23 protein-coding genes are annotated in these 22,944 nt (G+C 51.3%); 1 reads left to right on the top strand and 22 read right to left on the bottom strand.

Features of this window, described 5'->3' with window-relative positions:
* Position 1 precedes the first annotated feature (1 nt).
* The 21 genes from LX24_RS07650 to LX24_RS07750 form a co-directional block, all read right to left on the bottom strand.
* Complete coding sequence (locus LX24_RS07650) at positions 2–691, bottom strand: DUF2953 domain-containing protein (RefSeq protein WP_166511553.1); 690 nt, start codon at positions 689–691, stop codon at positions 2–4.
* A 185-nt stretch (positions 692–876) separates the two neighbouring features.
* Complete coding sequence (gene trpS, locus LX24_RS07655) at positions 877–1,851, bottom strand: tryptophan--tRNA ligase (protein ID WP_166511554.1); 975 nt, start codon at positions 1,849–1,851, stop codon at positions 877–879.
* Between the two features lie 15 nt (positions 1,852–1,866).
* The gene (locus tag LX24_RS07660; RefSeq protein ID WP_166511555.1) at positions 1,867–2,493 is read right to left on the bottom strand and encodes a site-2 protease family protein; all 627 of its coding nucleotides are present in this window, start codon (positions 2,491–2,493) and stop codon (positions 1,867–1,869) included.
* Positions 2,494–5,136: a CBS domain-containing protein gene (locus tag LX24_RS07665; RefSeq protein ID WP_166511556.1), complete on the bottom strand. Its 2,643-nt coding sequence runs from the start codon at positions 5,134–5,136 to the stop codon at positions 2,494–2,496.
* Between the two features lie 152 nt (positions 5,137–5,288).
* Positions 5,289–6,635, bottom strand: coding sequence for a diaminopimelate decarboxylase (lysA, locus tag LX24_RS07670; RefSeq protein ID WP_166511557.1), 1,347 nt, complete (start codon positions 6,633–6,635; stop codon positions 5,289–5,291).
* 217 nt (positions 6,636–6,852) lie between these two features.
* Positions 6,853–7,824: an acyl-CoA dehydratase activase gene (locus tag LX24_RS07675; protein ID WP_166511558.1), complete on the bottom strand. Its 972-nt coding sequence runs from the start codon at positions 7,822–7,824 to the stop codon at positions 6,853–6,855.
* Position 7,825: 1 nt separating this feature from the next.
* A complete protein-coding gene (locus LX24_RS07680) occupies positions 7,826–8,923 on the bottom strand; it encodes a CoA protein activase (protein ID WP_166511559.1) in 1,098 nt (365 codons plus the stop codon).
* Between the two features lie 143 nt (positions 8,924–9,066).
* Complete coding sequence (locus LX24_RS07685) at positions 9,067–10,041, bottom strand: acyl-CoA dehydratase activase-related protein (RefSeq protein ID WP_166511560.1); 975 nt, start codon at positions 10,039–10,041, stop codon at positions 9,067–9,069.
* A gap of 159 nt (positions 10,042–10,200) precedes the next feature.
* Positions 10,201–11,730, bottom strand: coding sequence for a spore germination protein (locus LX24_RS07690; RefSeq protein WP_166511561.1), 1,530 nt, complete (start codon positions 11,728–11,730; stop codon positions 10,201–10,203).
* Positions 11,711–12,295, bottom strand: a complete 585-nt coding sequence (spoVAEA, locus tag LX24_RS07695) for a stage V sporulation protein SpoVABEA (RefSeq protein ID WP_166511562.1) — start codon at positions 12,293–12,295, stop codon at positions 11,711–11,713. The genes LX24_RS07690 and spoVAEA overlap by 20 nt, the downstream gene beginning before the upstream one ends.
* Before the next feature lie 104 nt (positions 12,296–12,399).
* On the bottom strand, positions 12,400–12,594 hold the full coding sequence (locus tag LX24_RS07700; protein WP_166511563.1) for a dodecin family protein: 195 nt from the start codon (positions 12,592–12,594) through the stop codon (positions 12,400–12,402).
* Between the two features lie 202 nt (positions 12,595–12,796).
* Entirely contained in the window at positions 12,797–13,573 is a 777-nt protein-coding gene (gene sigF / locus LX24_RS07705; RefSeq protein ID WP_166511564.1) for an RNA polymerase sporulation sigma factor SigF, read from the bottom strand.
* A 10-nt stretch (positions 13,574–13,583) separates the two neighbouring features.
* Complete coding sequence (gene spoIIAB / locus LX24_RS07710; protein ID WP_166511565.1) at positions 13,584–14,024, bottom strand: anti-sigma F factor; 441 nt, start codon at positions 14,022–14,024, stop codon at positions 13,584–13,586.
* Positions 14,025–14,064: 40 nt separating this feature from the next.
* Positions 14,065–14,403 carry an STAS domain-containing protein gene (locus LX24_RS07715; protein WP_166511566.1) on the bottom strand — a complete coding sequence of 113 codons (339 nt, stop codon included), beginning with the start codon at positions 14,401–14,403 and terminating at the stop codon, positions 14,065–14,067.
* A 294-nt stretch (positions 14,404–14,697) separates the two neighbouring features.
* Positions 14,698–15,936 carry a D-alanyl-D-alanine carboxypeptidase family protein gene (locus tag LX24_RS07720; RefSeq protein ID WP_166511567.1) on the bottom strand — a complete coding sequence of 413 codons (1,239 nt, stop codon included), beginning with the start codon at positions 15,934–15,936 and terminating at the stop codon, positions 14,698–14,700.
* Positions 15,937–16,039: 103 nt separating this feature from the next.
* A complete protein-coding gene (locus tag LX24_RS07725) occupies positions 16,040–17,344 on the bottom strand; it encodes a pyrimidine-nucleoside phosphorylase (RefSeq protein WP_166511568.1) in 1,305 nt (434 codons plus the stop codon).
* A 58-nt stretch (positions 17,345–17,402) separates the two neighbouring features.
* Complete coding sequence (locus LX24_RS07730) at positions 17,403–18,587, bottom strand: phosphopentomutase (protein WP_166511569.1); 1,185 nt, start codon at positions 18,585–18,587, stop codon at positions 17,403–17,405.
* A 122-nt stretch (positions 18,588–18,709) separates the two neighbouring features.
* A complete protein-coding gene (gene xerD, locus LX24_RS07735) occupies positions 18,710–19,597 on the bottom strand; it encodes a site-specific tyrosine recombinase XerD (RefSeq protein WP_166511570.1) in 888 nt (295 codons plus the stop codon).
* Positions 19,598–19,658: 61 nt separating this feature from the next.
* Positions 19,659–19,865 (bottom strand): hypothetical protein, encoded by a 207-nt coding sequence (locus tag LX24_RS07740; protein ID WP_166511571.1) that lies wholly within the window; start codon positions 19,863–19,865, stop codon positions 19,659–19,661.
* Between the two features lie 154 nt (positions 19,866–20,019).
* Entirely contained in the window at positions 20,020–20,652 is a 633-nt protein-coding gene (spoIIM, locus tag LX24_RS07745; RefSeq protein ID WP_166511572.1) for a stage II sporulation protein M, read from the bottom strand.
* A 185-nt stretch (positions 20,653–20,837) separates the two neighbouring features.
* The gene (locus LX24_RS07750) at positions 20,838–21,506 is read right to left on the bottom strand and encodes a hypothetical protein (RefSeq protein WP_166511573.1); all 669 of its coding nucleotides are present in this window, start codon (positions 21,504–21,506) and stop codon (positions 20,838–20,840) included.
* A 78-nt stretch (positions 21,507–21,584) separates the two neighbouring features.
* Between LX24_RS07750 and LX24_RS15120 the strand changes: the two genes are divergently transcribed.
* Complete coding sequence (locus LX24_RS15120) at positions 21,585–21,713, top strand: hypothetical protein (protein WP_279233192.1); 129 nt, start codon at positions 21,585–21,587, stop codon at positions 21,711–21,713.
* Positions 21,714–21,831: 118 nt separating this feature from the next.
* Here the strand turns inward: LX24_RS15120 and LX24_RS07755 are convergent, their stop codons facing one another.
* Positions 21,832–22,941 (bottom strand): DUF3866 family protein, encoded by a 1,110-nt coding sequence (locus LX24_RS07755; protein ID WP_166511574.1) that lies wholly within the window; start codon positions 22,939–22,941, stop codon positions 21,832–21,834.
* Positions 22,942–22,944 lie beyond the last annotated feature (3 nt).

The raw sequence follows: 22,944 nt of genomic DNA on the forward strand, positions 1-22,944 counted from the left end.
TTCACATCATACTTCTGGCCAAGGAGTTTTTACTTTTCAGGTAGAGCCAAATCGCCATAATACTTGAAAGGATCACCTGCCAGGGCCTCAGGCTGAATACACATTCTATTCGGGTATCCACCATGCGGGCACTGAAAACCGGTATAATTTCAAGCTCCGGCCGGGGAGCCGGCTTTTTTAGCCGGCGATACAGATAAGCGGTGGAATTACTTTTGGCAATCCAAAGCAAACCCACCGCCATGCCGGTCTGGTCCGCCCGGGGCATGCCCAGCCTGGTGCGCCAGCTAAACCGGTGCAGTTTCGTTACCGACAGCAGGTACCGGTAGGCCGGTGCGGTGGCGCGGTAAACACACATGGCCAGCTTGTAAAGGTGGATAGCCCGGCCGGCGGAAATGCTGGTTTTTTCCCTGGCCAACACGTCACCGGAACGGCCGGTCAGCCTGGCTCGCAGTTTAAAAACCGGAGCAAAGATATTGAAAACCAGCCTGACCGAGGACAGCCGCAGGCGTATTTTAAACAGCCCCCACAAGATGGACAGGCTCACACCGGTGCCTGGTGTGGATATATTTAATGTTGTATTGGGTTTGGGATCATCCTTTTCCTCAAGTACATAACTTATATGAACTTTAACCGGTGCTATCAACAGCAATACAAGCAGAATTAACACCGGTGCCAGGATTAAATACCACATACTGCACCCCATGGCTTATACTGCCGCCACTTGCCACAAAATATGCACCGGTATTATACACCCCGTAATAAAACCGGGATAGGACGCTTTTGAACCTGTTCGAGAAGTATGTAAAGCTAACCTTCCCTTTGGGCAATGAAGTTTGCTTTTCGAACAGGTGCAGCCTGCATTAACCGGAGAAATCGTTATACATTGTTATAGTCCAGTCCCACATTGCGGCGGGCTCTCTCCAGGTATACCGCTGCGGCCTGCCTGGCCTTGCGGGCACCCTTTTGCATGATGTCCAGCACATACTGCTTATCGGCAGCCAGGCGGTCCCTTTCTTTTTTATAGGGAGCGAAATAATCACGGATCACTTCGAATAGTTCCTTCTTGACATCCCCATACCTAAGGCCCGGGGTAAGGAACCTTTCCTTGAGCTCGGCCTTCCCTTTATCATCAAGGAACAATGCATACAGGTCATAAAGAACATTGCCTTCGATGGGCTTGGGCTCGTCCACCGGTGTGGAATCGGTTTTAATACTCATTACCTTTTTACGCAGTGTTTTCTCATCGGCGAAAAGCTCGATGGTATTGCCGTAAGACTTGGACATTTTCTGTCCGTCGATGCCCGGCACTGTGGCGAAATTATCCTCAATATCCGGTTCGGGCACCACAAAGGTTTCCCCGTAGGTGTTATTAAATCTTATAGCCACATCCCTGGCCACTTCCAGGTGCTGTTTTTGGTCTTTGCCTACGGGCACCTTCTCGCCACCGTAAAGGAGTATATCAGCGGCCATGAGTACAGGGTAAGCAAATAGACCATGGCTGGCCGGAATACCTTTAGCTGTTTTATCCTTATAGGAGTGACAGCGCTCCAGCAGTCCCATGCCGGTGATATTGGACAACAGCCAGGTTAGTTCCGTAACCTCCGGCACATCCGACTGAATCCAAAATACTGATTTATCGGGGTCAAGACCAAGAGCAAGAAAATCGCAAGCTGCGTCAAAGGTCTGTTTTCTTAACAGGTTGGCATCGAAAACGGAAGTCAAAGCGTGGTAATTTACCAGGAAACAAAACAGCTCATTGTTTTGCTGGTATTTAATCATCCTGTTCATCATGCCGAAATAATTGCCCAAATGCAGGGCGCCGGAAGGCTGGATACCGGAAAGAATACGCATTACTAATCTCCTTTGCTATATGATATTACTGATCGCTAATAATAAATTTACCACAAAGCTGACCAAAGGCCATAAAATTTTGCCCAGTACCCCGGTAAAAAGCAATATCAGTAGAATAACGGTACCATAGGTTTCCATCCCGTAGATAAACTGGGTATGCCGCGGGAAAAGCCCGGCCAGTATTTTAGAGCCATCCAGGGGAGGAACGGGTATCAGGTTGAAAAAAGCCAGGACCACATTAATTTGCAAGGTTAAATAAAGCATGTAATAAAAATAATCCGCATAAGGAAGCAACCGCAGGAACCCCAGACCCAACAATATGGCAGTTGCCAGGGCTACCACCAGATTGGCCGTAGGTCCGGCCAGCGAAACCAGCAGCATACCCCGGGCCGGGTCGGTGCGCAAGTTATACGGGTTCACGGGAACCGGCTTGGCCCAGCCAAATTTGAACAGTATCAGCATGATAAAACCTATGGGGTCGATGTGGGCCACGGGATTGAGGGTCAACCGCCCCTGATTTCGGGCGGTATTATCTCCCAACCGGTAGGCCACCCAACCATGGGCAAACTCGTGAAAGGTCAGGCCGATTAAAATAGCCGGCAACAAAAGCAGTAGCTCGGACAGACTGGGTAAATCTAACATTTATTCGCTCCTTTTAGTCAACCGGGCCAGGTAATCCCGTACAAAGGCCTGCTCATCTTCCTCGGTGCGCAGGTTGCCGTCCAGCCGCTCCCGCCACAGTGCATCCAGCGCTTCGCGGTAAACCGGCCCGGGACGGTAGCCCAGCTGCTTAATATATTTTCCGTTGATTCTTGGTTTACTATCCTTAATTATATTTAGCAACTCCCTGAAACGTTCCTTTAACTCATCCTCTTCCAGGATGGCCAGCAGCATGGGATAGCTTTCCCGGGGCATTTGCAGCAACGCCTTGGCCAGTTGACTGACCTTGACATGCCGGGGTGCTTTCCAAATTAGTGCCACGGTGCTGCTCCATCCTTTAAGGGCGGCCAGCACCTTTTCGGTTTGGCGCTTGCTTAAATTATATTTGGCACAATTTTCCCGGGCTATTTCAGCGTCCGACCAGTGTAAAACGGCAATAAAATATACCAACCAACCGGAACTGGGCACCATCATCCCCCAATCACTGATCTGGCGAATGGAGCGGGGCAAGTCCTTTAGTACCGGTTCAACCTCCCAGTAATTTACCCGGGGGAAAATATAAGCCCAAACCCCCAGTTCCTCCATACGCCTTAGCATACCTTCGGCTTCGGTTTCCGCCAGTATGTGCTTCAGTTCATCCCACAGCCGGTCATTGCTTACTTTGGCCAGTACACCGCGGCGCACCGATTCATTTAGAAACTTTAACGTCTGGGGCTCGATTTTAAACCCGTACCGCTGCTCAAAGCGAATGGCCCGCAATATTCTGGTGGGATCTTCGATAAAACTTAAATTGTGCAGCACCCTGACTATGTGGTTCTGTAAATCCTCCCGGCCGTCAAAAAAGTCCACCAAATTGCCAAAACTATCTTCATTTAATGCAACGGCCATGGCGTTGATGGTAAAATCACGCCGGTACAAATCCTGGTGCAGCGTGGAGCTTTCCACCTGGGGCAAAGCGGCCGGGTAGGCGTAAAACTCCACCCGCGCGGTGGCCACGTCAATTTTAAAATCGTCGGAAAAAACCACTTCCGCCGTGCCGAACTGGTGATGCTGCCTAACTTTGGCATTGTAGGCCCGCCCCAGTTCCAGCGCCAGCAGTATACCGTCACCTTCCACCACCAGGTCTATATCCAGGTTCTCATGTCCCAGTAAAACGTCTCGCACCAACCCTCCGGCGGCGTAGACTTTAAAGCCCATGCGATCTGCAATTTGACCGGCTTGCCTTAATATATTACGTACCGTCGAGGGCAGGGTACGCTCCAGCACCCAGCCGATATTGCGACCGGTCAATCCTTCCTGCCCGCCCCGGTGGTTATAGATTTTTCGGTGTCTGGCCTGTACTTCCCCGTGCAGGGTGCGCAGTATATCGGTGCGGGAGACTATGCCCACAATTTTACCGTCCTCCACCACGGGTACCCGCCCAATATCATGGTTAATCATCAATTCCTGCAGTTCCGACACAGGCATATCCCTGGGCACCGATACCACTCTGACCGTCATGAAACCCTTCACCGGTGCATGGCCCAAACCGTGGTGATTGGCTTTTTCCACGTCCCGGCGGGAAATAACGCCAATTAATTTTTCTCCCTTCACCACGGGCAAACCGGTGTGACCGTATCGCAGCATGATATGCCCGGCCTCGGCAATACTCATTTCAGGAGCCACTGTCTTTACCGGTGAGGTCATAATATCCGCAGCACAAACGGGGGGCTGTATTTTATGATAGATAACGTCCAGCAGTTCCCAGGCCAAATCGTCCAGTACGCCGTTTTTAACTGTGGCCGAGGCGGCAGCCGCATGTCCACCTCCACCGAAGTGCTTCAATATTTCAGCTACGTTGGCCTGGGGTATACTGCTCCGGCCCACGATATGTACCCGGTCCTCCATTTCAGCCATTACAAAAACTACATCCAACCGCTCAATTTCGGAGATGGTGTGGGCCACCAGCGCCAGGCCCACCACGAACTCCGCCGTTTTGGCCTTGGCCAGCAGCACTTTGGCACCATTAATCTGGTGCCTCTGGGCGTTTACCAGCAAGTCCTTGAGCAAGGCCTTTTGTTCGTCGGTCATGGGCCGGCCCAAAAAATCAGCCACCACGGCCAGGTTGGCCCCTTTTTTTAGTAGGAAGGAAACGGCATCCACATCACGGTGGGTGGTATTGGTGAAAACCAGTGAGCCGGTATCACTGTATATACCCAAACAAAAAATAGTGGCCTCCAGGGAAGTGACCGGTAGCCCGGCCTGCATTATTTTTTCCACCAGCAGGGTAATCGTAGCCCCCACCGTTTCAACCACTTCCACCGAGCCCTGCACATCACCTTCGACCCGGGGATGGTGGTCATAGATGTGCACATCCACCCCGGGCCGGTCTAAAATATCACTTATTTTACCCACCCGGCGACGGCTTTTGGTATCCACCAGGATAACACGCTTGATTTTGTTTAAATCAATCTGCTTGACACTGTAAATGTTCAGGGTATCTTTATGCAGCGACATAAACTCTTCCACATTACGGGACATTTTACCGGGCATTACCAGCCTGGCATCGGGGTATAATTTTTGCGCCGCCACCATGGCCGCCAGCCCGTCCATATCTGTATTGGTGTGGGTTGTAATAATCTCCAATGGTCTGCCTCCGCATATAATGTAATTTTGGGTTTTTCTACATTAGTTTCATATTATACCATATTTATCGGCCCGGTGCGTAAAAAACATGCCCCGAAAGCCTGGTAAAGCTTCGGGGCACTATATCGAGATACTATGCTTTTTTATGTTGTTTAACGCCCGGCACCGGCTATTTTAACCACCCGGCCGCCGCCAAGCCGCTCCGGTACCACATCGTTCCTGATTAAGTCTTCGTAAGTTTCCCGGGCCACGATAATATCCGCTGCACCATCCCGCACCAAAACCATGGCCGGGCGGGGCAGGCGGTTATAGTTCATGGACATGGAGTAATTATAGGCCCCGGTGGAGGAAACCGCCAGTATATCACCGGGAACGGGAGCCGGCAGCTCTATATCCCAGATCAGCATATCACCTGATTCGCAGCATTTTCCGGCAATAGATACCGTTTCCCCGGGTTTTTCAGCGGCCCGGTTGGCCAGTATTGCTTCATAGCGGGACTGGTACAACGCCGGTCTGGGGTTGTCACCCATACCCCCGTCCACCGCTACGTATTTGCGGATACCGGGTATGTTCTTCACCGCACCCACTGTATACAGTGTGGTTCCGGCGGGGCCGCTGATGGAACGGCCGGGTTCCACCAGCACCCTGGGCACAGCCAAACCATGGGATTGGGCCAGGTTTTGCACCGCCTGCACCAGCATATCGGCGTATTTGCTCACGGGCTGGGGCTTATCCGCCTCGGTATAATAAATTCCCATACCACCGCCAAAGTTCATTTCCCCGGGCTGCCAGCCTGTTTCCCGGTACACCTCGGCAGCGAACCCGAGCATAACTTCAGCGGCGTGGGTGTAAGACTGCAGCTCAAATATCTGGGAACCAATATGACAGTGCAGCCCGGTAAGCTGAACATTATCCAAAGCCAGCGCCTGTTTAATTATTTCCATAGCCTGGCCGTTTTCAATGACCATGCCGAATTTGCTGTCAATCTGGCCTGTTTTAATATACTCATGGGTGTGTGCTTCCACGCCCGGGGTCAACCGCAGCATTATTTTGGCCCGTACACCCGCCTCACCGGCCAGCCGGTTAAGCATTTGCAGTTCATGGGGGTTATCTACCATAATTCGGCCCACATTGTACTCCAATGCTAATTGCAGTTCAGCAGCCGATTTATTATTACCGTGGAAATATACCCTTTCCATGGGAAAACGCGCTTTTTTGGCGGTATACAGCTCGCCCCCCGATACCACATCCAGGCTTAAACCTTCTTCGGCTACCATACGGCAAACTGCCAGGGTAAGCAGTGTTTTGGCCGCGTATAAAACTACACCGTCGTATTTTTCAATAAACGCCCGGTAATAATTGCGGCAGTTTTGCCGAAAGTGCTGCTCATCCAGCACATACAGCGGCGTACCGAAGGTTTCGGCCAGTTCCACGGTATCGCAACCGCCTATTTCAAGGTGCCCTTTGTCGTTAATCTGCATGGTGCCCTGTAACTTCATCAAGTTTCCTCCGTTCAGTCGGGAATATCATAGCTTGCATATTAGGGTAAACGGTCTATTTTGCTAGTGCACATTTTAACACGGTTTAATTAATTAAGTCAATTGAGCGTGTTTTTGTCCCTTTGGCAAAAAATAACCGGGTTGATTAAGCCAGGATTCAATGAACCCTGGCTTTACCTTTAAATATAAACGGCAAATTGCCTGTGTTGAGTTGATATTATGAAATTTTTTCGCCGGGGATGAGATTGCTCCAGCGACCGCAGCGGTCGCCCCAGCGGGCGATGACCCGGCCGGATTCCAGTATTTCCACCACTTCACATACATTGGGACAACCGTCACAGGCAAAACCACCGGCCTTAAAATCCCTATCCGCAACGCCGAAGCCTTTGAAGCCGGTGCTCTTCCGGTTGGTGGCTTCCCTGGCCAGCATGGCGGCCCCCAGCGCGCCCATGACGTTGTAATAGGGGGGCACGTGTACCGGCATCCCCAGTGCCTTTTCAAAGGCGGCTTTCATACCGGCATTGGCGGCCACTCCGCCTTGGAACACCACCGGCCCCAGTATCTCCTTCCCTTTACCGATGTTGTTCAAATAATTGCGCACCAGCGCTTCGCAAAGCCCGGCCAAAATATCGGACACATTATAGCCCATTTGCTGCTTATGGATCATATCGCTTTCGGCGAATACGGCACACCGTCCTGCAATGCGCACCGGTACGGTGGATTGGAGTGCCAGAGGGCCGAACTCTTCAATTTTTATATTCAGGCGGGAAGCCTGCTGGTCCAAAAAGGAGCCCGTCCCCGCGGCACAGACGGTGTTCATGGCAAAGTCCGCCACCACTCCGTTGCGCAGTATAATTATTTTGGAATCCTGACCGCCGATTTCCAGTATGGTTTGAACACCGGGCACCACGTTGGAGGCGGCGATGGCATGGGTGGTAATCTCGTTCTTGATAATGTCGGCGCCGGTAATTACCCCGGCCAGATGCCGGCCACTACCGGTGGTCCCTACACCGGCCACCTTTATTTTGCCCGGCAGGGCTTCCTGGAGTTGCTTCAACCCCTGTTGCACCACTTCGATGGGTTTCCCCCGGGTGCGCAGGTAAATGCTGTGTTTAACCGTGCCGTCCTCACCGGTGAGCACCAGGTTCGTGCTCACCGAGCCTACATCTATTCCCAGGTAACAATACATTTTAAGCCAATACCTCCCCGGTTTGTTTCTTTCTGGCCAGCAGGTCCACAAATGCTTCCAGCCTGGTGACAAGCCCGGCTTCTCCGGATTGCTCATCAACTATTAAGGTCATGGTGGGAATGCCCGTTTCTGTGCTTACCCGGGGCAAGATACTCTGGGCCACTATTTCCGGCATGCAGGTAAAGGGCAACATTTGAATCACCCCGTCATAACCCTGCTCGGCGTACAGCACGGTGTTACCCACAGTTTCCAGACCATGCCCGCCCACAAAATGCCCTAGATATTTTACGGCCTTTTCCCTGGCTGTTTTGCTGCTGCGCTTGTTTTTTACCAACCCTAAAAAAAGGTGTTCATTAATCCATTCACTAAGGTAAATGGAGCGATCCACTTCCACCCCCATACCGCCCAGCTTGCGCTCGATATCCTGGTTGGTAAATGGCTCCAACAGGGTGTAGATTTCCCCCACCAACCCAATACGCAGCACAGGCCTTAATCTATCCACCGGCACAGAACGCATAATTTCAAACGCTCTTTTTCTGGCCGCCGGAAGTTTTTCCGGCGTATCCGCAGCGATTACTTCCTTCAGGGCAGCCTGCAGCGCCCGGTCGGTAGTGCCCGGCTTGATTTCCCGGGGCCGGCAATAATTAGCTGTTTTCTCCAGTTCATCCACCGCCTCGGCCTTATGATAACCGAAACGAATACCATTGATTACTTTCCGCCATGACTGGTGGCCGGTGATGTGTTTAATCTTACCCAAAAGCTCGCCGATGTGCTTCTGCGGCGGCTCCAGCACCACCAGTTGGTACTGGTAACCCAAATCCCGCAGTATGGCGTGTTCCACATGGGCATAATAACCAAACCGGCAAGGGCCGCACCCGCCGGCCATCACCATGGTATCCGCACCCAGCTCAGCGGCTTCCATAAAATTACCAAGGTTTAATTTTAATGGCATACAGGCAAATTCGGGGGCGTGCTTTACACCCAGCAGCAATGTTTTTTTACTGGAGGGCGGCGGCACCACCACCTCCACGTCCAGGTATTCCAGCATAGCCTTGATACATATCCACATATAGCCCATGTGGGGGTAAACTATCTTCAATGGTATCTACACCTTTCCAAACGTGCGTGATGATTTAACCAAACCAAAGCCACGGCTTGTCCTGCCCTTGTGCATGACAAGGGTAACAAGGGGGATGACACAGGGGTTAAGCAAGGGAACCGTCCCCGTGCTTCCGGCTTCCTCTATAATGAAGCCGCCACGTTATCCAGATTAAGACGCCACCTGACCATGTCCATGAACGCCTCAAGACGCGTAACCATACCGGCCTCGCCGGTGTGTTCATCAATGGTTAAGCTGAGCAGCGGCTTGCGCGAGCAGCGGCGGGCAAATCTTTCAATCAACTCCCCGGTCATTGAATCGGGTCCGCAGCCGAAAGAAGCCACATGGATCAAACCGTCCACCTCCGGGCGGTTAAAATAGTAAAAGGCGGCACCCACCATGCGCTGGTTTAATGTCCAAAACAACTGCTTGGGCAATTTTTCAGCTTCGGCACGTAAAACATATTCCGGCAAGTTATCCGCAGTGACCACTCTGGCGCCATAATCCCGTAGACGTTTTAGCATATTCATACTGATATAGCGGTCGTAAATATTATAGGGGTGCCCGATAACCGCAATGGTTACATCACATTCTTTCCGGTTGTGCTTGTCCCCCGTTTCCACCGGTAGCTGCCCCGCCTCCATATCCCGGTAATGGCTGTGCAGCGATTTAAGGGATGCCTGGTAAGCCATATATATGCGGGCCGGGTTGCGGGTGAAATATCTACCTACTGCGTAAAATAAATTGTACATACTGCTACCTTTGCGATATAAGTCCATCTTGTAATCAAGCAGCGGCGGCAGGTTATCGATATTATTACGCACCATGTCGGGAAAGCCCAGAAATTTGGGGCAGATATATTCCCGCCGGGCGGTACTGACTATACGCGGCAAAAATATATAGTCCACCCTGTCTTTAAGATCCAGCACGTGACCTACAGCCAGTTTGACCGGCAAGCAAGCTTCATCAACGGTTGATTTTAAACCTTTTTCCAATAAACCCCGGGTGGTTTCCCGGGAAACCAGGGTTTTTACCCCCAGGCGGTTAAAAAAAGTTTCCCACTGGGGGTAGTAATAATAATAGAGCAGTGCTCTGGGTATGCCCACTGTAACGGACATGTCAAAAGGCCTCCTGTTAAACGTTCTTTTCCACATTAAGATATTATGAACTAAAAGATAAATTGGTATACTTTATAGCTCCAAAGATATGCCCTGCTATTTGACCAAAGGTAAATAATGATAAAGGACAAGTAAAAAACCTGGCGCAAACCAGGTTTTTCACTTGTCCTTTTTATCATTCCCTTTATCCGGTTTGCGGGCCGGTACCGGTACCCCCTGCCGGTCAACATCCCGGGTTTTCAATATACTGGGCCGCACGTTGCTCACCGGCACCGGGCGGCGTACAATGGTATTGTATAGTGCCCTGGCGTTGAAGGGGATTAGCGGCCACATGTAGGGCACTCCGAAGGACCGGGTGAATATCAAAAGTGCCATCACCAATACCAGACCTATCAGCAGCCCGGGCAAACGGAAGAATCCCACCATCACCAGCAAGAACAGGCGTATCAACCGGTTGGCAAAGGCCAACTCGTAACTGGGAGTAAGGTAGTTACCCACCACCGCCGCCGCTGTGTACATGATCACTTCCGCATTGAACAGCCCCACCGTCACTGCCAGATCACCTATAAGCAGTGCGGCAATCAAACCCACCGCAGTGGCCAGTGCCGTGGGAGTGTGAATGGTGGCCATGCGCACCATATCCACTGCAACTTCGGCCAGTAAAAACTGAACAAATACCGGTATTTTGCCTATTTCATCCGGACCGATGAATTTCAAAGCAGGGGGAAGTATACCTGGCTGCAAAACCGCCAGCAACCACAAGGGCAATAAAAATACTGAAATAAATATCCCCATATAGCGGACCAAGCGCATGAATACCCCTGCAGTTGGGTTTTGGCGATATTCCTCGGCATGCTGCAGGTGGTGGAAAAGGGTGGTGGGGGTAATAATAACGCTGGGTGAAGTATCCACCAGCACCAGTACATGCCCCTCCAACAAGTGAATGGCGGCTACGTCCGGCCTTTCGGTATAACGCACCCTGGGCAACGGGTTCCAGTAATTCCCGGGGGTGATAAGCTCTTCCACAGCCTTTTCCGCCATCGGCAGCCCGTCTATGTTAATGGCACCTATTTTCTCCCGGATACTGTCCACCAAATCTTCGTTGGCAATATCTTCAATATAACAGATGACTATATCGGTCTTGGAACGGTTTCCGGCCTGGACATATTCCATGCGCAGTTTGGGATCCCTTATGCGCCGCCTGATCAGCGCGGTATTAAAGACCAGCGTTTCAGTGAAACCGTCCCGGGATCCCCGCACCACCTTTTCCAAATCGGGCTCCTGGGGACTCCGAGCGGGATAAGTTCTTACATCCAGCAATATAGCCTTATCCAGGCCATCAACAATAAGGGCCAGGGGACCGGAAAGCATCTTTTCAATCAAATCCTCAATATACTCCGTAGGCTGCACTTCAACATAATTGATGTGTTTCAAGAACAGTTTTTGAAACGCATCCACTGACAGTTCTTCCCGTTCCAATTGATGCAAGTTGCCCAAGATTTCAGTCATCAATTCGGCATTGGCAAAGGCATCCACAAACAACATCATAATTTTGCGGCCGCCAATGATCATTTCCCGCCTTACAATATCAAAGTTTTTATCAAAGGCTAATTTTTCAGCCAGCAAATCCATATTGATATCAAGCTGTTTCTTTAACCTGGTTTTGTCCTCAATGGCAGCGGGGGCCATCGTATCCACTCCTCTTGATTATTTCCTGCAGTGCTTTGGTGGTTACCGGTGCACCATAAGCATAGTGATCGGCATAATTCATTTTACCCACATCGCCAATACCGATAATTACCGGCAGGTTTAATTCATCCAGTACTTCCACAGTATCCCCGCAAAGCGCCTCACCGTTGCACCCAATTGCTTGACCCAGTTTATTCACCGGTCCATCCACCAAATTACCATGGCAGTCCACCGATAAATCCACATGTGTACCCTGGGTAAATTCGGTATTGGAAGCTACCGCCAGGGCGCCCAAAATGCGTATATCCGGGTGCCGGGCCAGGTAAGCCAACGCCGTTTCCCCGGCCCCCATGCCATGCTTGCCCTTATCATCCAGCATGACTACCACAGGCTCATGGGCTGCCTGTTTGATCAAATACACCAATTGTTCTCCTGTTAAAGGGGTGGGATTGCCTGCAGATGCGGATATACAGCGGGCTCCGATGTTGCGCGCCGCTGTTTCAACGGTTTTTTGGGCTATTTTATCACCGTCTGTAACCACTATTACGCTGATTGGTTTCCCCACATATTTACGCCCCTTATCTGTCCATTAACTATCGCCCTTTGGTCGGGTTTGTTTTTAGGACCAGTTATTAAAATTTAGGGACACCTTTGGCGGTGTCCTTTTCTTTAAATGGTGTGGGCTACTTTCAGGTTGGCTTTATACTCGACAACCCTGCCGTTTTCCACATTGGCGGTAAAATTAACCACTTCTACGCCAACAATGTTGTTCGTTGTTTTGGAGGCCTCGGTAATAGCGGACTGTACCGCGCTGCGCCAACCTTCGGTGGATTCCCCTACCATTTCCATGACCTTGATATGCATAATAACATCCTCCTTTAAATTTAATTCCATTGGCAATTGTATTATTTGTTCTGTATCGTTTTTTATGCAGTAAAGAGCCGTGCTTTAATATCATTTATTCTTTCAGTCCCTTAAAATTTTTATAAAAAAAGAAAGAGCTTGTCCGCTCTCTCCCTGTATAAAGTGTTTTTTATGCATACCATGTAAATATAGTAAAAAACAATTACTGGGCACTCTCCATCATATCCCTCAGTCTTTGCAAAGCCTGGCGCTCCAACCTGGAAACCTGCACTTGGGAAAGCCCCAACCGGTCGGCAATTTCCCCCTGGGTTTTGTCACCAAAAAAGCGCCACAGTAGAATAAGACGGTCTCTGTCCGGCAGCCTTTTCAGCACCTCTTTCACTGCAATATTATCCAGCCATGGCGTTGTCTCACCATCGTCTTCACTTAGCTGATCCAATAGATAAATAGGATCGCCATCATCCTGGTGCAGTGTTTCATAAATGGAGGCGGGAGATTGGGATGCCTCCAGTGCGGTAACCACTTCCTCCCTGGGTATATTCAATTCAACGGCAATTTCATTGACAGTGGGTTCCCGCCCCAATTTGGCCACCAGTAAATCCCTAGTCTGCTGTACTTTATAAGCAGTTTCCTTTATGGAGCGGCTCACCTTGATGGGATTATCATCCCGTAAAAACCGCCTGATCTCCCCCACGATCATGGGCACGGCATAGGTGGAGAAACGTACATTATAGCCCGTATCAAACTTGTCAATGGCCTTCATTAATCCAATACAGCCGATTTGGAACAGGTCCTCCAGTTCATACCCCCGGTTTTGAAACCGCTTGACCAGGTTGAATACCAGTTTTAAATTACAGTTGACCAGGCGCTCCCTGGCCTGCTCGTCCCCCGCTTGGGCTCGGGACAACAACTCCTTCATTTCGGTATCCTTTAACAGGGGGAAGCGGGGCAGGTTCATTTCCATTAACCGGTTACTCATGGTATTCCCCCTACTGTTCAGGCACAGCCTGGCGCCCGGGTGTCCCTGCCCTTCTGCCCATTTTCACCCGGGTGCCCTTACCGGGAATGGAGGACACCTCAAATTTTTCCATAAACGACTGCATAAAGGCAAAACCCAGGCCCATTCGTTCGGGATCAGTGGAATAGGCCGGTTCCAACGCCTTGTTGATATCTTTGATTCCCTTGCCGTGATCAATTACTTCAATTCCTATATATTCTTCGGCAATCTTTATTTCCACCCGGACTATACGATCCGGTTGGTTTTCGTATCCGTGAATAATGGCATTGGTCACCGCTTCGGATACTGCCACCTTTATTTCGTCCAAATCGGATAAAGTAAAATCCAACTGAGCGGCCAAGGCGGCCACCGCCACCCGGGCGAAGGCCACATTTTCGGGGCGGCTGGAAAATTCCAGTACAGCCTTGTTCAATTCGCGAAACCTCCTCTTTTCAGGCTACCTGCAATATCATCTAACCAATTTTGTCCAGCAAAAGGTGAACCGAAGGGTGGGTCTCCATCAATCGCGGCAGACCGGACAAGTCCAACACCTTTTTTACCTGGGGCTTGGCCCCCGCCAGGTAAACTTTCCCTCCCCTGGCGGCGATCCTTTTATACCGGCCCAGAATAACCCCCAACCCGGCGCTGTCCACGAAATCCACTTCCGTCAGGTCAAAAATTAGCTGGTTGACACCGTAGTCCTCCAGTGCCTGATCCACATCATCACGCAGTGAATCTGTCAAACTGATATCTATTTCACCTATAACAGATACTATCAAATAGTTGTTTTCCCTTTTAATTGTATAGTTCACAATCAACCACCCCAAATCCGGTGTTTTATTATTACACTGTTACATTTTACCATATAAGGTAACTAATATCAACAAGGTAGAGATGCAGTGTGTATGATACGGAATTAAAACTAATGGTTTTATGACAGAGCACGCTCTTGTGACAAAACTTTGGTGCCGGTGTTAAAAGATTGACAATCTTTCAACACCCGGCACCACCGGAAAGATAGTGGCATTACCGGTAGCATTACCGGAAGGAAGCAGTACCATCGAAAGAAAACGGCACCACCTTCCCCGGTGGCGCCACCGTTTATGTTAAAACACATGATCAAGGGCTTTGTGCATTTGCCGGAGCAGCAAAGCCCGGCTAACCTGGTTCTGGGCCAGCAAGGGCACCCGGAGTACTTCCTTCTCCCCTTCCAATACCACAAAATCCCCCAACCGTTGTCCTTTTTTCACCGGAGCCGTGATTTCTTCGGGTAACAGTGCTTTACCCCGGTAATTTTCTTTCTGTCCTTTGGGCACGGCCATGGCTATATCAGCACCTGCTACAACCCCCACTTGGTCGATGGTACCCTTGCCCACCTTGATATTTTTAACCCTTTCACCCCGCTGGGCGAATTGCACAGCCTCATAACGGGCAAAGCCGTAATTGAAAATTTTCATGGTTTCGCGGAAATGGCTGCGGGGTTCGGGTGTGCCCAGTACCACTGAAATCAACCGCAAACCATCCCGTTTAGCCGTGGCCGCCAGGCAGTATTTGGCTTCGTTGGTCCAGCCTGTTTTGCCTGCATCCACTCCCTGGTACCATTTGAGCAATTTATTGGTGTTCCATAAAACAAAATCCCCGCCCCGGATATCATACCTGTAGATGGAAGATATTTTGATAAAATGCGGGTGTGTCAGTGCCTGCCGCATAATAACCGCCATATCGTAGGCGGAGGTATAGTGGTTTTCAGCCGGCAAACCGGTGGGATTGGCAAACCTGGTATGTTTGCAGCCCAATTCCGCAGCCCGCTTGTTCATCATTTCCACAAAGGCTTCCTCAGAACCGGCAATATGCTCGGCCACTGCCACGCTGGCGTCATTGGCGGAACCCACGGCTACCGAAATCAACATATCATGCATGCTCATTTCCTCGCCGGGTTCCAGATAAATTTGTGAGCCTCCCATACTCCAGGCATTTTCTGAAACCGTTACCCGGTCATCAAGGCTGATTTTGCCCTGTTCCAGTGCCTCACAGGCCAGCAGCAGGGTCATGATCTTTGTGACACTGGCCATGGGCAGTGATTTGTCCTGCTCCTTGGCCCAGAGCACCTTGCCTGTGGCGGCATCCATCAGCACTGCTGCTTCGGCAGTGGTTTCCAGCGCTGCCGCGGCCGCCTCCGCGGAGGTTTTTTCCGCCCCGGTGCCGTCGCCGGTAACCGCCTGGGCCTCATTCACCGGTGCCGCAGCAGGTAACTGTGCATCGACCGCCGCCAACGCCAGTCCAGCCTGGACGGTTAATAACAGCAGCACGACCGTTATAATCACGCCCCAATATCTGTTCTTCATCACACTTCCCCCCTGTTTTATTCAGCTCAAAATATTATGTGAAGCTGAGTAAAAGTTATACAGGCGGAAAATGTTATTGCACCGGTCAACGCACTTATTTTAATCATTCGATAACATCGTAAACAACGGGCAATTCTTCAGGCCGTTGGGTACCTATGATAAAGGATTCGCTCAACATGGTCATAGCCCGGGGGGTTATTTCACGGTTGCTGTGCAAGTAAGCCAGCACTTCCCCGTATTCCACCTTATCCCCCACCTTTTTCTGCAATGTTATGCCGGCGGCATGATCAATTGGTTCGTTTTTCGTTTTTCTTCCGGCACCCAGTAACATAGCCGCGGTGCCCACCTGTTCGGCGACTATACTTTGCACATAACCGGCCGCGGGCGATTTTAATTGTGCTTGGTACCTGGCCCGGGGCAATAGCTCCCCGGGATTATCCACCACCGCCGGGTTACCTCCCTGGGCCTGGATAAATTGTTTAAACTTGGTCAAGGCCCGGCCGCTTTGCAGCACCCCGGCCAGGGCGGCATATGCCTGGTCAAAACCGGCATAAATGCCCCCGGCCACCGTCATATGGGCGGCCACTGTTAAACAAACTCTGGTTAAACCCGCCTCCCCCCGGCCGCCAAGCACCTGCACAGCCTCCATAACCTCATTGGCATTGCCCACCGCATAGCCCAGTGGTTGATTCATGTCCGTTATCACAGCAATGGTTTTTTTATTCACGCCCTTACCGATCCGCACCATAGTTTCAGCCAGTTCCCGGGCTGCGGGCAAAGACTTCATAAAGGCACCGGAACCCACTTTAACATCCAGCACAACCGCGTCGGCCCCGGAAGCGATTTTTTTACTCATAATGGAACTGGCAATCAAGGGAATCGAACTCACCGTTGCAGTAACATCCCGCAGCGCGTACAGTTTTTTGTCAGCGGGAGTTAAATTACCGGTCTGGCTTACAATGGCTATTTTATGTTCATTAACCTGGTTGACAAACTCCTTTTCCGTCAGTTCCACATTAAAACCTGCGATGGATTCCAGCTTGTCTATGGTGCCGCCGGTATGCCCCAATCCGCGACCTGACATTTTAGCCACGGGCACACCCACTGCGGCCACCAGCGGCCCCACAATCAAACTGGTTTTATCTCCCACGCCGCCGGTGGAATGCTTATCCACCTTGACACCCCGTATGCCGGACAAATCCATGACATCCCCGGAGTTAACCATGGCCATGGTCAAACTTGTGGTTTCCTCTGCATCCATCCCTTGAAAATACACCGCCATTAAAAAAGCTGACATTTGATAATCGGGTATTGACCCGCCGGTGAACCCCTCAATAATAAAATCAATTTCTTCTTTGGCCAGAGGGTGGCCGTCACGTTTTTTTTGTATTAAGTCGACCATTCTCATACCAGGGTCCCCCTTTTAGGACTACTCAATATGTACATGCGGGCAATTCATCTCGCTGTTAGGCATCAGTGATGACACTGGCAAATTCCTCGCCGGTATCGTAACTGAGCTGGAAAAGCCTGGCCACCGTGGCCGCAACATCGCTGAAACTTTTCCGGGTGCCCAGATTAACCCCTTTTTTTATCTTCTGCCCGGTTACCAAAAGCGGCACATACTCCCGGGAGTGGTCGGTACTTGAGGTGGTGGGGTCGCAACCGTGGTCAGCTGTTATGATGAGTACATCCCCGGGACCCAGGGCGCTCAATATCTCCGGCACCCGCCGGTCAAATTCCTCCAGGGCGCCGGCGTAACCCCGGGGATCGTTGCGGTGCCCGTACTGCTGGTCAAAATCCACCAGGTTGGTAAAAATTAGACCGCTGAAGTTTTCCTTCATCAATGCCAGGGTCTTGTCCACCCCATCCATGTTACCGCTGGTATGTACCGACCGGGAAATACCCTGGCCGGCAAAAATATCATTAATTTTTCCCACTGCGGCCACAGTGAATCCATGGTCACGCAACAAGTTCAATACCGTGGGCCTGGGCGGGACAATGGAATAGTCGTGACGGTTGGCGGTACGTTTGAATGAGCCGGGAGAACCCACAAAGGGCCTGGCGATTACCCGGCCCACCGCATATTCCCCGGTGAGCAGTTCCCGGGCCGTCTGGCACATCCGGTACAATTCCGCCAGGGGAATAACCTCTTCATGGGCGGCAATCTGAAACACACTATCCGCCGACGTGTATACAATGGGGTAACCTGTTTGCATATGCAGCGGGCCCAGTTCCTCGATAATTGCTGTCCCCGAGGCCGCCTTGTTGCCCAGTATATCCCTGCCGATACGCTGTTTGAATGGCTCAATTATTTCGGGGGGAAAGCCATCGGGGAAAAGTGGAAAGGGCCGGTCCAGTATAATTCCGGCAATTTCCCAATGCCCGGTGGTGGTATCCTTACCCGGGGAACGCTCGGCCATTATACCGTAGCAGGCGGTGGGGTTGTCCACCGGGGGCACGCCCTTGATTTCGGTCAACAGCCCCAGGCCCATTTGCCCCAGGTGTGGCATTTTCAGGCCTTCCACGGCCAGGGAACAATTGCCCAGCGTGTTACAATGGGTGTCACCGTAAAGGTGAGCGTCCTGCAATGCACCCACTCCGACACTGTCCAGTACTATAATGATTACTTTTCTATTAATTGTAAGTGGCATTAATTTACCCTCCTCATGGACGCTAATAAAACGTTAAGCAAATGCAATGCCGCCATCCTGAGCCCCGGCGACGGGTCTCCGGAAACAGGAGAACCGTCCCCGTGCATCCTCCGTACTTTAAGCTATGCCCGGGGATGATGTTTGTCATATGTTTCCCGTAATTTGTTTTCAGTTAAATGGGTATATATCTGGGTAGTGGTGATATCGGCATGACCAAGCATTTCCTGCAGGGCACGCAGGTCGGCGCCGTTTTCCAAAAGGTGCGTGGCAAAGGAATGCCGTAAAGTATGCGGTGTAATTTCTCTGGCTATACCGGCCTGGCGAGCATATTTTTTGATAATTTTCCAGAATCCCTGCCTGGTGAGCCGGTTGCCCCGCATGTTTAAAAAAAGAGCTTTTTCACCTTTATTTGCTTTTATTTTAGCCCTGCCCCAACGCAGGTATTCCGATAAAAAATTTCTGGCCACCGAGCCCACCGGGATGATGCGTTCCTTGGACCCTTTCCCCAGGCAGCGCACGTAACCATGTTCACAGTCCACCTGGTCCAAATCAAGGGTTAATAGTTCCGATACCCGCATGCCGGTAGCATACATCAATTCCAGCATGGCCTTGTCTCTAAGGCCGCCCGGATTACCGACCCGGGGCTGTTCCAATAATTTTTGCACTTCTTCCTGGGCCAGCACACCGGGCAATTTTTTTGGTAAACCCGGTGATTCCAGATTGGCCATGGGGTCGCTGCCCAGCACCTGCTCATCCACCAGAAACCGGCAAAAGGCCTTTAATGCCGCCATGTGCCTGGCTATGGTGGCAGAGGAGCGGCCGGATTTCTTCAGTTCCAGGATATAATTCAACACTACATTGCGCGTAATCTCCCCGGCCTTTGACACCTGCCGGCGCCGGCAAAAGTTTTTGAACTGCTTTAAATCCAAAGCATAGGAAGAAATGGTGTTTTGGGCCAGGCCCCTTTCCACCGCCAGGTAATTCAAAAAATGCCTTGTATTTATTTCCATATTTTAACACCACCATTTTATACTCAGCTATTCCACACCGAGGCGGATAATCCTTTTTTTCCTAATATTTTAGACAAAAAAATGCCGCCGGGGCATGGTGTTGTTCCACCCGTAGCGGATCACTGGTTGTTTTGTCATGTTCAATTACGCTGGTTTTAAGAATCCCGTATAACTGTGCAATCAATATACACAATATACATATTACCAGTACCAGGCGTGCAAATAACAATATCTTGTCCTTGACCCGGGAAACCACTATGAAAAACATCAAGCGCGCCCCCTTTGGTTATTGTTTATGGCCGGTAATACTAGACGGTTAAATCCGGCACAGCGCCGTAATATTTTACTCACCTACCATATCATGTATATTAATAGCATTTAAGGTAAGTTACATTTTGCATACCTTTACCGGTTGGGAACATTTACCGCCCCCCGATCAGGGCTGCCGAGAGGGCAGTCAACTCCGGTGAAACATACCCTTCGGCCAGAGCGGCCAAAGCAAAGGCAACCATGCAACCGGCCATGATCAATGAATAACCGATAAACTGGGGTCCAATGCGAATATGGGAGTTGTTGAATCTTTTAACCAACAGTATGGAAAAGGAAAGTGAAGCTGTACCACCAATAATTAGCGCAGGAATGAAAAGTATATTTTGCGGCAGCATGGAGACAAGGATTACAATGAACTCCCGCCAATCGGGGTGCGCAGTTAAAAAGCCCACGGTAAAACCCAGTACAAATCCCCGAAAAAAGATTAGCGCAAGCACCAGAGGCAGGCAAATAATAGTTAAACCCAAAATATACATTACCAACCCCACCAGCAGGTTGTCGTACAGCGCTCCCTTGACCATCTGGATCCGGTCCACATCTATTTCAGCCGCTCGGGCTAAAAATGATTGCAAGTAACGCTGCAGTTCTATGGTTTGCTCCTCTGACAATGTATTGACCCCCAGCGAGCCCAGCAGTATGCCCAAACCGAAGATAACCATGACAATCAGGTAAAGGGGCCAGCTTTGCTGGAGGGAGGCGGTTATTACCCGTCCCATGAAACCCATAGCACCGCTCCCTTAATATAACCTGTCCATGTCTATATATATGAGCGGCACGGTGTGGATTATGCCAAATTAATCCGGCAGGTGTGCTGTACTTAATTTTGTTCCAGCGCTCCGCCAGGGGTAGTTACCCGGCCGTTCCATACGCCACTGGCTATTGGTAGTAAAAGCGCCGGGTGCATATCATCTTAACGTAAATATTCTTCAATAATGGCCCGGGTGATATACTCCGCCGCCAAAACGTCTTCCAATGAATTGCCGCTGGCGGCCACTACGGTGATTCCCGTATCCAGCGCCCGGGCTTTTTGGATAGCCCGGGCGGCAGCCGTGCGGGCCGGTGCCGCACCCTTTTGGTGCATGGTCCTGGCCACAGTGCCGGTGAGCACCGCCGGTGCCCCGGCATTGACGGCGGCATCATAGGCCACTCCCCCGGTAGCAGTGGCTGCTATCACCACTTGATTTTGCAAATCACACAGTTTTGGCGTTTCAGCACCGATGTTGGGCAAAACGGCCTTTATGACAGCCCCGGCCCGGGCAAGGCCGCGACTTAGGCCTTTAACCCGGACCAGGCGGTCATCATCGGAACCCACCCGGGGTTCGGTTACCACAACCACCCCGGTGTTTTTTTCCCGGGCCAACCGCCCGGCCAGTAAACCAACGGCGACGGGATCAATGGCCACCGGCGGCGCAGCACCGTCGGGAGCAGCCCCGAATACTGCACAGGCACCGGCGTCCAATGCAGCCTCCAGAGTGGTGGACATGTCAATAACATCCACGATCACCACCACGTCTCCCTCTCTGGCAGCGGCAGCCGCCCCGCTGGCATTAACAGTCATTTTAACCACGGGTACTTTCATATTGTTTCCTCCGGTATATTCAGCAATCTAACGCATAATATTATGGTATATTTTGGATTCACCAAGGAGGTTGGTCAATTGCGTTTATTTATATCCAGAGACGGTTTATGTTTCTCGGGCAAAGTCAGGGAGTTGCGAAAGATAATTCGTCCCTGGTCCCAATCCAGTGCCACATTGCGGGAGTTTATCACTTCAGCACTACATTGAAGCTATAATTCATTACATGCAGGGGTTAAACAGTTGAAAAACCAAACCCAGGGACACAGAACCTTAAAAAGGCATTATTATCGTTTTATCGTAAACAACCATACTGGCTTCAAGTGCTTTACTGGTTCCCTTTGTTGGAAGCGGTGCCAACAGCTAACTTGGCTGCGTATATGCCGGCGGCCCCTGCGGACAGGAAAAAGGCCGGGTCGTCCTTCGGTGTGCGCCCCATGGAAGTGACCTTGATTTCCCGGCGTTTTAATTCAGCCAGGGCGGGGTGTCCGTCCTCCAGGGCTTGCCGGTGTTTATCCCCGGGCCAGGCGTGGCTGAGCTGCTCCAGTATCAGGGTGTTCTGTTCGGGGTCCCGTAACCGGGGCAGCACCACCGTGCAAGGTGTCAGGGCAATTTTGCCCAGGGCGGTCACAGTGTGGTGGCTGAGACCCCGGTGTCTTTCCCGGGGATCAGCAAAACTGATGCGGGGAATCGCCACCGGCTGGCCGCCCAGTATATTCACGGCGTTAATTATTTCCCCCTGTTCCACACCGGTGAAGCCCAGCGGGGAACCGGTACCCACAATCCCCGGTCCCATGGCCACAATGATGACATCCGCCCGGGCCACTGCCTTTGCCGTCAACAGCGCAGTATAAATATTGATACACTCCCAATCACCGCCAAAGGCATGGCCGCAGGTTATGGTAGCATCCACCAGTCCCTTTTCCCGCAGTTCACGGACCAGATTGCTAAGGGGCAATGGCAGAGCCGCGCCGTCCGTCATCACATACACCACCCGGGCCCGGCCACCGGTAACTGCCTTGGCCCCAGCCGCCGCGGGAGCCAGCATACTGTGCAGCGTACCCACCACCACAGGCACACCGTCCAGGGACGTTGTATTTTTGATTATTTCCGCGTCAGGGCTGTCCGGCTCTTCGGCAGCCAGCACCTTGACCTGACAGGGACTGTAGCGCAATTTCATTATATGCCCGGGCTCCCGGGCCTCCCTCGGGGGGATGGTGACATTGGCCATGACAAAATGGGCACCCCCCGTGCCCAGGTTCTTGGACACGGCGGTGGTGTTAAGCACCACGGTGTCTCCGGTTTTCACCGGTCCGGTGAGTAAATCATAGTTGTACGCCTTCCCTTCTGGCTCCCCCGGTATTTGCACCGTTATTTCCGTTATATCCCCCCGCCTGGCTTTGACGCCCGTCACCCGGCCTTGCCTTATTCTGATCAAAAT

The sequence above is a fragment of the Desulfallas thermosapovorans DSM 6562 genome, assembly GCF_008124625.1.
Classification (GTDB): Bacteria; Bacillota; Desulfotomaculia; order Desulfotomaculales; family Desulfallaceae; genus Sporotomaculum; species Sporotomaculum thermosapovorans.

What these genes read in the sequence shown, in the direction of transcription:
- LX24_RS07720 (WP_166511567.1), bottom strand. Translation starts at nt 15,936, where the DNA reads ATGAAGAACAGATATTGGGGCGTGATTATAACGGTCGTGCTGCTGTTA.
- lysA (WP_166511557.1), bottom strand. Translation starts at nt 6,635, where the DNA reads ATGAAGTTACAGGGCACCATGCAGATTAACGACAAAGGGCACCTTGAA.
- LX24_RS07685 (WP_166511560.1), bottom strand. Translation starts at nt 10,041, where the DNA reads ATGTCCGTTACAGTGGGCATACCCAGAGCACTGCTCTATTATTATTAC.
- LX24_RS07740 (WP_166511571.1), bottom strand. Translation starts at nt 19,865, where the DNA reads ATGTTTTTCATAGTGGTTTCCCGGGTCAAGGACAAGATATTGTTATTT.
- LX24_RS07675 (WP_166511558.1), bottom strand. Translation starts at nt 7,824, where the DNA reads ATGTATTGTTACCTGGGAATAGATGTAGGCTCGGTGAGCACGAACCTG.
- LX24_RS07725 (WP_166511568.1), bottom strand. Translation starts at nt 17,344, where the DNA reads ATGAGAATGGTCGACTTAATACAAAAAAAACGTGACGGCCACCCTCTG.
- LX24_RS07750 (WP_166511573.1), bottom strand. Translation starts at nt 21,506, where the DNA reads ATGAAAGTACCCGTGGTTAAAATGACTGTTAATGCCAGCGGGGCGGCT.
- LX24_RS07650 (WP_166511553.1), bottom strand. Translation starts at nt 691, where the DNA reads ATGTGGTATTTAATCCTGGCACCGGTGTTAATTCTGCTTGTATTGCTG.
- LX24_RS07660 (WP_166511555.1), bottom strand. Translation starts at nt 2,493, where the DNA reads ATGTTAGATTTACCCAGTCTGTCCGAGCTACTGCTTTTGTTGCCGGCT.
- LX24_RS07690 (WP_166511561.1), bottom strand. Translation starts at nt 11,730, where the DNA reads ATGGCCCCCGCTGCCATTGAGGACAAAACCAGGTTAAAGAAACAGCTT.
- LX24_RS07700 (WP_166511563.1), bottom strand. Translation starts at nt 12,594, where the DNA reads ATGCATATCAAGGTCATGGAAATGGTAGGGGAATCCACCGAAGGTTGG.
- LX24_RS07730 (WP_166511569.1), bottom strand. Translation starts at nt 18,587, where the DNA reads ATGCCACTTACAATTAATAGAAAAGTAATCATTATAGTACTGGACAGT.
- xerD (WP_166511570.1), bottom strand. Translation starts at nt 19,597, where the DNA reads ATGGAAATAAATACAAGGCATTTTTTGAATTACCTGGCGGTGGAAAGG.
- trpS (WP_166511554.1), bottom strand. Translation starts at nt 1,851, where the DNA reads ATGCGTATTCTTTCCGGTATCCAGCCTTCCGGCGCCCTGCATTTGGGC.
- spoIIM (WP_166511572.1), bottom strand. Translation starts at nt 20,652, where the DNA reads ATGGGTTTCATGGGACGGGTAATAACCGCCTCCCTCCAGCAAAGCTGG.
- sigF (WP_166511564.1), bottom strand. Translation starts at nt 13,573, where the DNA reads ATGAGTAACCGGTTAATGGAAATGAACCTGCCCCGCTTCCCCCTGTTA.